At 53.9% G+C, this 12031-nt stretch carries 7 protein-coding genes; 3 read left to right on the top strand and 4 right to left on the bottom strand.

Annotation, left to right across the window (positions count from 1 at the left end):
• Positions 1-247 precede the first annotated feature (247 nt).
• From AB4Y85_RS05340 to AB4Y85_RS05330, 3 genes are all read left to right on the top strand, one after another.
• Positions 248-2605 carry a CapA family protein gene (locus AB4Y85_RS05340; RefSeq protein ID WP_441983828.1) on the top strand — a complete coding sequence of 786 codons (2358 nt, stop codon included), beginning with the start codon at positions 248-250 and terminating at the stop codon, positions 2603-2605.
• Positions 2606-2717: 112 nt separating this feature from the next.
• A complete protein-coding gene (locus AB4Y85_RS05335; RefSeq protein WP_441983827.1) occupies positions 2718-4199 on the top strand; it encodes a Mur ligase family protein in 1482 nt (493 codons plus the stop codon).
• A gap of 310 nt (positions 4200-4509) precedes the next feature.
• The gene (locus AB4Y85_RS05330; protein WP_441983826.1) at positions 4510-5775 is read left to right on the top strand and encodes a sugar-transfer associated ATP-grasp domain-containing protein; all 1266 of its coding nucleotides are present in this window, start codon (positions 4510-4512) and stop codon (positions 5773-5775) included.
• Between the two features lie 138 nt (positions 5776-5913).
• On the opposite strand, the gene AB4Y85_RS05325 is transcribed toward AB4Y85_RS05330, so the two are convergent.
• The 4 genes from AB4Y85_RS05325 to AB4Y85_RS05310 all read right to left on the bottom strand — a co-directional run bounded on the left by AB4Y85_RS05325 (position 5914) and on the right by AB4Y85_RS05310 (position 12027).
• Positions 5914-7116: a M10 family metallopeptidase C-terminal domain-containing protein gene (locus tag AB4Y85_RS05325; RefSeq protein ID WP_441983825.1), complete on the bottom strand. Its 1203-nt coding sequence runs from the start codon at positions 7114-7116 to the stop codon at positions 5914-5916.
• 453 nt (positions 7117-7569) lie between these two features.
• Positions 7570-8922 (bottom strand): HlyD family type I secretion periplasmic adaptor subunit, encoded by a 1353-nt coding sequence (locus AB4Y85_RS05320; RefSeq protein ID WP_441983824.1) that lies wholly within the window; start codon positions 8920-8922, stop codon positions 7570-7572.
• Entirely contained in the window at positions 8919-10643 is a 1725-nt protein-coding gene (locus tag AB4Y85_RS05315) for a type I secretion system permease/ATPase (RefSeq protein WP_441983823.1), read from the bottom strand. The genes AB4Y85_RS05320 and AB4Y85_RS05315 overlap by 4 nt, the downstream gene beginning before the upstream one ends.
• Positions 10644-11103: 460 nt before the next feature.
• A complete protein-coding gene (locus tag AB4Y85_RS05310; protein ID WP_441983822.1) occupies positions 11104-12027 on the bottom strand; it encodes a phosphatidylglycerol lysyltransferase domain-containing protein in 924 nt (307 codons plus the stop codon).
• Between the last annotated feature and the right edge of the window lie 4 nt (positions 12028-12031).

Raw genomic sequence — 12031 nt, 5'->3', positions numbered from 1 at the left:
CCCTGCAGAGTGATCGCTCATACTCACTCATGAAGACTCAGGCGCAGCGCCTGACATATCTTGCAATTCACTTTTTCGAGGCGCGCTCATCGTCGTTACAATGCAAACGCTTACCCCGATTTAGTCCGAGATTTTGCGAACTTCCTATGGTTATCTTTCAGAACGCCTCTCTAGGACTTGCAGAGCTTGAGCGGGATCTACAGTAGGGCAATTCATGCAGCGAATACAATGAAAGCATGTACGCACCATGACGACGGGACTCGTTTACATCTGGGAAGCTTCTGGCACTGAATTCACTGGCGGCAAGCTGAGAACAGGAACTATCGAGTTAACTCATTTGCGCCCTGCGACAAAGAAGCAGACAGGGTTACGGGGCCGCTACGTCGATGTTTTCAATTTCAACGATGTCAGCAGGTCAACAGAAGCGGGCGCCGCAGGATCTTCAAAATCCGAACAGGCGGAGCCAGGTGAGTTCATTGATTACATGTTCGAACCATGCTCTGGCGGGCTGGTTGGAGGTGTAGAGGAGCGCTTATCGGCGTCCCGTTTCGCAGAGGTGAACGCCTATTACCACATCACCCTCATGGCCGAGCGCATAGATAATGTCCTGACTCAGCTTCGTAAAAAGGCTCTTCCGAAAATCCAGGCTCTCGTCAACGCGCACGAGACTGGACAGGGAGGGGCAAAGGAAAATCGCCACGCTCAACCAAACCGAATATCCCCAAAGCCTGTTTCAGGTGTTGCTTACCGCTATCCGGTTAAAAGCATCGATGATCCTACCGAGATGTCGATTCCCCGATATGGACAGCTTGAGTTCGGACCAGGCTCCACTTGGACAGACAAAGGCTGGCTCTCACGCATTTCGGGCGGAACATATTTGTGCAATCCTGCCCATATCGCCGGTTTCATATATCAGGGCTACGGACGCCATGTTGTACGGCATGTCGCGGACATTCAGGCCGACGGGCTTTCTGCGCCACGAGCGCAACCGAGTCGAGCCAGCGCTCTAGAAGCTGCTCTGACCTCTTACCTGTCAGCATCGATGCTATCCACTCCCCATATCTGGTGCTGGCATAGGCATTACGGCCCTGAATATTCCGATGCTGAGAGCCTTTCTCATAATCTTCATATGAATGACGTCGGTGCGTTCATGACGCGCTCAGACGCCTTCGCGACGCGGGTTCTGTCTGGTTGTTTATGGGATCTTCATAAGAAGCTATCCGCTGACGGGATCGATTGCCTGAAGCTGGTTATCGCAGCACTTTACGAACTCGGCCGCTTGACGGACAATCCTTTCGATCCGGATGTTTCGCAGACCTTTCGCATACGATCATCGGCAGAGAATTTTGCTTCCTGCATGGTTCATGCTGCCCGTGAAACGTTCGGCCCGCACTGTGAACGGATCGTGCTTGATGTTCTATCGAACAGGGGCTTGAAATTCGAGCCCTTAATTCTTCGGAAACTAACGGCACCTTCGGTTCCGGGAGATGATGTTCTCTCATCCGCATCGGAGGAAGTCGAGTTCCACATCACCAGAATCAGGACACAATTCGAAGATGCCATCATCCCCGATGATGGTGATTTCTTAGGTCCCGACAAACTAGCGCGTCATATCTCGGGGTCGAATGCACCTTACGATCTCTCGGCTGTTGGCGACGTGATGCCTGGGATGCGGATGCGGCACCGCATTCGGAAATTCGGCGAGGGTTATCCCTTTGCGTGGGTGAAACCGATCCTCGACAGTTCTTCGGTGGTCACAGGAAATCTCGAAGGGCCGTTCTCCAAGAAATCAGAGAAGCTGGAGACAACCAGAAACTTCTCGTATCAAGTCAACCCGAAGCTTGTTTCCGTCCTGGACCATGGCGGCTTTAACGCTATGACAATCGCCAACAATCACATTCAGGATTGCGGCCGCGGCGGCGTCGTTGAGACGATCGACGCGTTGGATAAGTATCATATCCAGACCTATGGCGGGGGCCGAAACGAAAGAACGGCGCATAGACCAGCGATTTGGGATGGAACGAGAAACCGTATCGGCCTGCTCGGCTATTACTGGAACGGAAGAACCGCTGCGCGCGGCGATCTTCCTGGCTCCGCACGCGATCTATCGCATCTCGTCCAGCGCGACATGGCGTTGTTGCGCCCCTTGGTCGATCGCATCGTCGTAATGGTCCATTGGGGGATTCCCTATGAACGCTCACCCTTGGAGGACGACCGCGCGAAAGCACGCCGTTTCATAGACCTTGGCGCCGACGTCGTCGTCGGACATCACCCGCATATTCTGCAGCCGTTGGAAATCTATAAGGGCCGGCCGATCCTGTACAGCGTCGGCAACTTTGCATTCGGCTCTGGAAACAGTAAGGCGGAGTCGATCCTGCCCAGCATACGCTTCCAGCAAAGCAGTATCGAAATGGATATATTCCCTGTTTATGTTCAGAACAGAGATCCCAGGCTCAACTATCAGCCGAAAGTCATCGGCGGCGAGTCTGGAACAGCTACGATAGACCGCCTCCTTTCCATGTCACCTGGTCTTGAATGCGAGGTCGAACGGCACGATTACTGCCTCCGTCTGTCCATCAGCGATACCAAAAGCATGGTTGGCTGACGGCTATTACACCAAATAGTCCTGTCGCGCGGGCTTACGGCTCTGGCTTAGAGACGGTTCGAGTGGCAATCTTTATTCTGTGAACCAGATTATCGAGCGCAAGAGCCTAAGCATGAGCGAGCCTATTCTCTGGACTGCGGAAGAAGTTCAACGTGTCACCGGCGGTACTTGGCTTGAGCTTAATCCTCAGGGCAGGAAATATCGGAGATGTACTTTTCCGACCAAGTATCTCGATTCCGATTGTGTCGTTATTCATGTGCATGGGCCCGGATGGCCTGATAAGTGCATCGATGGCTCCCATCAAAGGGGTATGACCTCCGACGATCTGATACGCCGCATTCAGAACTATTCGAACACGATGGTCATCACGTCCCAAAGGCCGACGATGCCCACCGGCACTCCCGTCCTCCTGGTTCGTTCGACATACGATGCCCTATTCGCTTTAGCGGTATATCAGCGTTCCCGTTATGAGGGGCGTATAATCGGTATCACAGGAACAGCCGGCAAGAGCTCGACGCGTGACTTCCTCGCTGCCCTCCTCGACATAAAAGTCCCAACCTTTGCGTCATTCGGAAACTGGAATGCCATCGAAGGAAACGCTCTTTCACTTGCCAATCTTCCGCCGAAGGGCGAACTGGCCGTCATTGAAATCAGCGCGGGAGCAATTGACGGTTTGCGCAGGCGCAACTCATTGGAACTGGTCCGCCACCACGATGCTATCATCACGTCCATTGGAGTAAACCTCACATCGAAGACCCCGACGGCCAAGTACGTGGCCGAAATCAAGTCGATGCTCTTTTCAGCCCTTCCGGACGACGGCTGCGCGTACTTCAGTTCCGCAGTACAGGAAATCGAGACATTGATTGCGTCGGCCGGGAGCCATAAACGGCGCATTGTTGGAAGACCCGGCGAAAGCAGCATCTCCGTCGAGATTGTAGGTGAAGAGCTCGGAAAGACGCATCTTCGTATTTCATTCCTGGATTACACTGCCGATGTATCGACCAACATCATCGGCTCTGGTCAGCTGAGCAATCTCGCCCTTGCGTTGCAATGCGCAGCCGATCTCGGCGCGGACCCAAGGAAGCTGGTAGAAAAGGTTTCAGAGATCACGCTGCAAAAGCGCAAGATGGAGGTCAAGAATTATACGTTAAGCGACAAGAGCGTTCACCTCTTGAATGACTGCCACAACGCAACCCTTGTGTCATTCTCGAGTGCGCTGAACTATTTGGACAGACTTTCCCGAGGCTTCAGAAATCAGATTTTCGTCATTGGCAAGATCGTTCACATAGAGGGCTGGGAGAAGCATGTTTATGAGACGCTCTCTCATGATCTGAAGCGGTGCAACCCGAAAACCGTCATCCTCTTCGCAGATGGCTTAGATCCGCTTGAGCATGAATTGAAATCCTTGAACATGAACGTATTGAGGGCGACAGACGCGAAAGAAGCACTGAAACTCATTAGACGAAACATTACAGACCAGACATTGATTTTCCTGAAAGGTTCTCACCGAGGCACGGAGATGCGGGAGCTGGGCGATTCCCTCCAGAAGCACTTGAGAAAGCGCAGCGTAGAATACGCCTCTGCCAATGCCTGAAACTTCCAACATATGCGATGCAGGGCCTCAATACAGACGATGCGAGCACCTAAACTCACATATCCTATGGGTAACTCTGCTCTCCAAGACGCCGATAACCCGCGCTTGATAACGACGCGCGGACCTCGTCTCAAAATAGTTTCCGTATCCTCTAGCGAGCGTCGTTATCGAGGATGTATGATTTCTCTTTGGCTTAACCGTGCAGACAGGTTTTCATATGGAGCAGGTCTCTGATCCCCGAAGCTTAGAGGCACAAGCCTTACGCCTTATGGATGTATGGTTTCCATCGTATCGGCAAGTCGGCCGGCACATGACGTCCAGCAAGCTGGTCAACTTTTTTCGTGACTACAACAAATTTTACAACATCGGGCCCAATGCCACTCGACGGATCTTCGATGACAAGCTGCTCTTCTCGGCATTCCTGACTGGCATCGGAATCAGGACCCCTGTTTCGAGTTGGATCGTCGCCAACGACATTGCCTTCAACTCTTCAGGGCAGCGGATTCCTACAAGCGCGCTGATTCCCTTACTGAGCAACGGCTCCTGGTTCGTCAAACGTCGATCGGGGAGCGGAGGCCGCGGCGCACTCATGCTCAACCATGGCACCATCACCAAAGCGGATGGCTCAGTCGAAGCGATGAGCGAGGCCAGTCTTGTGCACTACCTTAAAGATGATAGGGGCTTCCTCATACAGGAGATTGTCGTTCAATCCGACGAGTATGCTGTCTTCTCGCCATCATCGCTCAACACAGTGCGCTGCCTCACCTTTCTTGGGCAATCCCGAGAGCCTGAGGTAGCGGCTGTGAGCCTACGGATGGGTAATGGCCGTTCAGTTGTCGACAATGATGGAATTTACTGCGGAGTTGATCTAAAAACCCATCGCCTCCTCGGCCCCGGTCTCACGGATGATGATGACGGCTTTGCAGTCCAGATTTTCGAAAAGCATCCTGTCAGCGATGTGACCCTGCCCGGCCATCGGTTAAATCGCCTCAACGATATTTTTGAGGTCTGCAAATTGGCGCATCAGGCCCTGGGCGGGCCTATGACAATCGGCTGGGATGTGGCGATGACCGACGCCGGGCCATGCATCATGGAAGGCAATCTGCGCTGGGGAGCGGCATTGCATTCCTTGGTGGATCCGGGAGTCAAAGAACGCCTTTGGGCGCTTTTCCTGCGCGACTGCAAACTTTCCGGAACAGGTTTCCCGACTAATCTGTCAAATGTCAAACGGGACAACCTCGTCACCGTTGTCTTTCGGGTCAAAGGCAAGGTCCAAGGCGTCGGCTATAGAAAATGGGTCGAAAGCCTTGCTGAAGAAAAGGGGCTGTACGGGCAAGCGAAGAACCGCGCAAATGGGGATGTAGAGATCACCCTTACTGGCCCCCTGCGCCCGCTTGAATTCACGATACTGGCTGCGGCGGACGGTCCGCGCAATGCGGATGTGTCCGGGATCGAGATCGTTCACCTCACTCCTGTTGATCTCGGCAAGCGCGCTACATCTTTCAAAAAGCAATCCAGAGTAAAAATGCAGAAGCACGAGCAACAGGTTGCCGACAGCGTTGAAGCCGTGACTTGATCGGGCAATTCAGCTTTCCGCGCATGTAAAATGAAAGTGGCTCCAGTCGACACCGGAGCCACTTGTAGTTAGCAGTGCATAGGCTTAACGATTTTCGGCCAATAGGAACACGGTCGCCGCTAAGCCCGCCCTCTCCGCTTAGAGAATAAAATCGGCGGAGGTGAAGTTGTGAAGGCCTTTGATCTCAAGACGGAACTCGTAGCCCTTATCGTGATCCGTATTGCCGTAGATGTGCGTTTCATTGAGCGCAGCATCCTTACGGATACGGATCTCGGCGCCAGCCGTGGTGAAAGCCGTCGACGACGCTTCACCGAGGAACTTGAAAGTCTGGTTCCCGCTCTTGATGGTATCGGCGTCGATCGTCGAGAAATCGAACTTGTCGCCCTTCACGTAATCCGTGATGGTCTTGGCCTTGTTGGCCTCCGACACGGTGTTGAAGTCATAGGTCTTGCCCGTGGGGACTGGAATCGGCGTGGGCTTCGGAGCAGGCATCGGGTCCGATCCAGGTGCTTGCGCCGTAATCTTGATGGCATCACGCAAGGCTGTAGATTGGAGCATGCCGCTGGCCGTATGCCCGACGCCAGCAGCCTTCACGAGCTCCCAGTTGAACTCCCAGCCTTTGGATTCGGCCAGCTTCTTGGCAGTCTCGTAGGCGTTCAAGCCACGATCGAGACGGTTCGAACCCTGACGCATGGCGGCAGCGCCGGTCGCAAGATCGGCATCGTCCGTATTGTCGTCTTCCGCACCCAGATAGATCGTGATCGGATCGGCCAGATAATCCTTCAGCAGCGCCTCGGATTCCTGTGCCGAGAAGTATCCACCGCCGAAACCGTAAGTAGCCTTTTCAGTCAGGCTCGGCCAAACATAGGTCGAGGGATTGGCAATGATCATCTTGTCGAAGGTGGCGTCGTCACCATAGGCCGCGATGCGGCTGAGGAACTGGCCGCCAGCCGAATGGCCGAACAAGACCATGTCGTCGCTGTTATCGGTGCCGACTTTGGCATTCGCCCAGTCAGCAATGTCGTTGACGATTGAAACGGTCCAATCATCGCGATTGGAGACGAACTTGCCGCTGTCGAGAATGCCGCCGCGCTGATAGGCATCGCTATCGAAGCGAGACGTATCGAACAGAGGGGCGACGACATAGTAGCCCTTCTCTTCCGCGATCTTGATGGCTGCATCGCGTGCGCTGCTGGCCCCACGGCTGCTGCCATGAAAGTTGAGCATGACGCCTTTAATTTCACCGGCGGGCCGATAAGTGAAAACATCCAGCGAGGTGCCGCCGAATTTAACAGTTTGGGTCTGCTTGCCCACGGGAGCAGCAGTTACATTCAGTGCCATGATTTTTTGCCCCAAATAACGCTCAGCCTCTTAATCGAGGTTTTTCGAGCGATGCTTGAAAATAAATAAGTTTAACTTGGTCAGTATGATTTAGCTTACGCGAAAATGCTCGATTAAACCCACAACGGCGTGTGGAACCGCCTTGCACTATTCAGCCGCTGAAGCTAAACGCTCAGCCACTCGAATTGCTTTTTACCTCTGAATAAGGCGAAATAGTGACGACGGGAATTTTGATATACCTCGGAAGATTCAGTTATTTTTCTGCAATAAGAATTTAGAGAAGATTACTTTGCATATCTTCAATTTATAAAGACTATGATCCTATATATTAACTGGCTTCCTAGAATCCGTGAAAGCGGATCGCGTTAGCGGGAGCTGGCGCTATTTACATCTCGTGGAAGCAATAGCAGAAAACAAACGGCCTCTCGTGTGACCGAAACATCCAGGGTGCAGTTACTCTTGCACCAAAACTCTGCTCAGAGAGCGGGAGATGGGTGCTAGAAAATACTCCCAAGGGGTGCGCGAGCCTGTGCGGATGGCTACATCGGCGCTCATTCCAGGCTGCAATGTCACCGTCTTGAGGCCAGGCGAGTCCGAGCTCAGCTCGACGCGGGCCTGATAGTATGAGAAGCCTGTTTTAGGATCGACAAAGCGATCCGCTGAGACTGTCTGAAGATACCCTTCGATAGCGGTGCGGCTGCGCCGATTGATCGCCCAAAGGCCGATATTAGCTGGAAGACCGGGGCGGACCTGATCGATGTCCAAGGCGTCTATCGACGCCTGAATGACGAGCTTTTCATTGGTCGGCACGACATCAAGGAGTGGTTGCCCAGCCGTTACGACGCCGCCAAGGGTGTGAATCTTGATCCCGACGACAGTCCCATCAATCGGTGAGCGGATTTCCGTCCGTCGAAGAATATCCTCCGCGGCCGCCAGCTTTTGCGACATCTCATAGGCTGTCGACGTCGTCTCTTCGAGACCTTTAACAATTTCAGTCGCTGAGGCTGCTTTCAATTCCGCGCTTCGCAGCAGCACCTCCTCGATGCGCTGCCGTGAAACGCCAATTGATGCCTTGTAGCTTCCAATCGCTCCTTCGATCTCCGCTTTCTCACGCTGCAAGGCGAGAACCCGCGGCTTGTTCGTGAGGCCCTTCTCAAGGAGACTTTGAGCAGCGACCAACTCCTCGTCGATCAATGAAAGCTTTGTCTTCGATGACGTGATTTGCCCCTCCAGACCCGAGATCTCGATTACCAAGCCAGAAACCGTGCGCTCAAAAATGGAAAGACGCTGCTGAATGAGCGTTCGACGATTCTCGAAAATGCTTTTCTGTCCAAGAATGGCATCGCGAACTGTAGGATCCGTCATTCTTGAATTGAGATCGTCAGGGAGAGCGATCTCTTGAAGGCCGTCACGCTCTGACGTCAAGCGGGCCTGAGCCGCCCGTGCCCCGTAATACTGGGCCCTGACCTCATTCAAGGTCGATGATGGCAGCGTGCTCTGCAGCTTGATCAGAATGTCTCCGGCTTGAACATGCTGACCTTCACGCACAAAGATATTCTCAACAATCCCGCCCTCGAGATGCTGCACGGTCTTCGTATTCGTATCGACCGCGACGACGCCTGTCGCAATCACGGCACTTTCGATAGGAGCAAGATAGAGCCAGAGCGACAGCATCCCGATCAAGCCGACGATGATACTGGAGCCTGCGAAGATCAAACCCGCTCCGAACGGCGAGCGTGATGAGAAACGGTCACTTAATGGAGCAAGCGGATCCGGCGGCGCTGGGACGGCATCGAGCCTGCTCATTTGACAGCCCTCAAGTCGGCAGTTCCAGGTCTTCCAGGCACATCGTTGGCGCCTGCGGCAACCGATATTTCCGGCTCACTCCCGCCAAGGGTCAGGAATTTGTCTGCTATCCTGCTCGAGCGAACGGATGGCGCCGTCTGTGTCATGATGATCGAAGTGCCCGCCCGCTTCAGCTCAACGATTGCAGCCTCCATCGCCCTACGTGAAGGACGATCCAGATTGGCCGCCGGCTCATCGAGAACGAGTAATCTAGGTGCCCCATAGATAGCCCGCGCCAAGGCAATTCGCTTGCGCTCACTTCCCGACAATCCCGTCGTATCTTCGCTAATTTCGGTATCGTATCCCTGAGGAAGGCGCACGACAGTATCGTGGATATTCGCCAGTTTCGCGGCAGCTAGAACCTCAGAGAAATTACCTTCTCCCATGCGAGCGATATTCTCGCGCACCGTTCCATGAAACAGCTCGGTGTGTTGAGGCAAGTACCCTATCAGCTGAGTTCTCATCTCAGGTGGAAGCCGCCAGATCTCGACATCGCCCAGACGGATTTGTCCATACTGGGGTTGCAGCAGACCAATCAACAAACGGGAGAGCGTTGTCTTTCCCGTCGCAGCGTCACCGATGATGAGAAGCAACTCTCCGCGACCGACTTCGACGCTCAACCGCCTTACCACGTAGTCACGACGGCCATAGTATCGGAAGCTGACGCTGTCGACGATCAGCTCGGCTTCGCTGGTGGTATCGGCGACGGAAGCTTCCCTCTCGCCTTCTTCCGAAAGCATTTGCTTGACACGTTGATAGGAAGCGCCGGCCTCTTTCAACGACCGCCATTCTCTAACCGCCCGCTCCGCCAATGCATATCCGAATCCACCCATCATCCTCGCGGCGAAAATGCCACCAAGAGTGGCTTCATTTTGCAGAAACAGCCAGATGCCGACACCAATCATGGCAATTCTGAAACACTGGCCCAGTCCTCGCATCATGGTTCGGAAGAGCGCGATGTTCGCTTCGGACCGATCGCGCTCCTCAAGATGAGCAATGTTACTGCGCCTCCACCGCTCGGTCAGACTCGTCGACATGGTGAGAGCGCCGACTGTTTCGATGTTCCTTTCAGCTCCTGCAACAATTCTGTCGGCCGCGCTCTCGGCCTGGCGTGATGCACGCCGCGTCCCGCGCGTAATCAGGTCCTGGAGAGGCCCCAGTAGAAGCAGAACAACTATCGTGCCGACCCCGAGCGCTCCGAGCAGGGGATGAATGAGATAAATGCCAAAGAAGAACAACGGCGCCCATACGACATCGAGCCACGATGCCGCTGAGCGTGTAACGAACGAGCGCAGAGTAGAGAGTTCCCCGAGCGCCTCCGGCGCCGTGGGCGTATCGCTGATGGATCTGTTGGCCAGACTGGCATGCAGCAACCTCACGCCGAATTGCTGCTCAATCCAAATACCCCAACGAGAAAGCATCCGCCGCCGTACAACCTCCAGCGCCAGTCCGGCGATGAGGGCGACGATGACGATCAGCGTGAGCATCACGAGTGTTTCGATGCTCCGGCTGGCAGGAACGCGATCAAAAGCGTGAAGCATATAGAGGGGAACGGAGAATTTGAGCACGTTGATGAACGCGCTGAAGATCCCGACCGCTATGAGACCGGGACGAGAGGCTCGCCAAGCGACACGGATGACCTGGTTTCTGCCTTTCGTCCCTCTGTTTTTCGACCTCGCCATAGGATTCCTAAATCAACAGGAGTGACGGGCGCTGCTACGTGGCCTCATTCATTGGCTTCCACGAGCTCCATCCCATTTTAATCGACCTGCGATTAGCTCTATCCCGTGCACGTCCTTAGTCGCACCTGATCAGGAATCGTTGAATCGTGGTCTCGCAACGTAGCTTTTACGAAAGGGCTCGCTCTACATCCTTTCTCGAAGCGCAAAGTTGGCTTCCATCCAACCATTTTAAGAAAGATGCCTTGTTTGGATATACCTATTCCGATCTATGCCTTTTGAGATACATGCAGCTCCCAAGAAAAGCCCCAAACTCAATCAGCATACAGAGCGCAGCATTTGCAGACCCGTTATAATTACCTCACAGTAATTATCATCCGCAGCCTCACATATCGTTTCGACATAAGCGGGTGATGGCGCTGGAGCTTGAAAGGCATTTGAGGGAGCCACCCACAGGATCGTCTCACTGCCTCATGTAGGCACCATAAAGGCCATGCATTTCGATGGGCCTGAACAACTGCTTCGACTCGCGCAGCCCAGGCCGTCCGGTATCCGATGAGTCGTTGAAATGGATCAGCTTCGGAAACTCCACCATATGGCGGTAGCATAGGAGATAGGAGAGCCCCCGGTAATTCGTGTCTGTAATACAGAGGAAGTTACATCCCAAGGTATGAGCAAGGTGACCCGTGAAGGCAAAGCCCCGCACTTCCCCATCACATTCCACAACCAGCCCGTTGAGCAATTCATGCGGAAAGCGGTCGGCCGTTTTCAAACAGGCACGCGTGTAGCGATAACCATTAGGCGCAATACCATTGGCGATCAGCCGTTCCCGCCAGTTCTCCAGAACGCTCGTACAGGCAGCCCAATCTGCAGCTGTGTAGGGCCTCGTATCGACATGCCCTTGGCGAAGAGATCCCGATATCTTGTTCCGCAATTTTTTGAAGCCTGACCCTTCCAATCCCATGACGGCGGCACGATCGAAGATGAATTCTTCTTCCCTGAAGAAGACTTCATAACCTGCGCGCGCAACTGGAAGGGCATCGCTTTCCTGCACCCAGATGATCCGACCTGAACGATTGCCATTGAACTCCTCCATTCTCTGCTGGGCATAACGCAACGCAGAGACGTTGAAGGGAAATGGAGGAAGATAAAGATCCATCCGCGACTGGCCCTCCTTGCGACGGATCTGATAGATGAGCATGGATCCGGCATGACGCTCCCAACGCAACGTGTGTGCGCGGAACTGGCCGTAGAAGTAGAGTAAAGGGAAATAGTAGAGCCAGGCCTTGACCTGAGCTTCATCCGCAGCTGCAAGAAAAGTATCCGCATCCCTGATCTCGATTGGGACAAGACTTTCCAGACCGATATTTCTTTGCGCTATATTCATCGTT

Source organism: Microvirga sp. 2YAF29 (assembly GCF_052114605.1).
Classification (GTDB): Bacteria; Pseudomonadota; Alphaproteobacteria; order Rhizobiales; family Beijerinckiaceae; genus Microvirga.
This window is presented reverse-complemented; position numbering and strand designations above follow the sequence as displayed.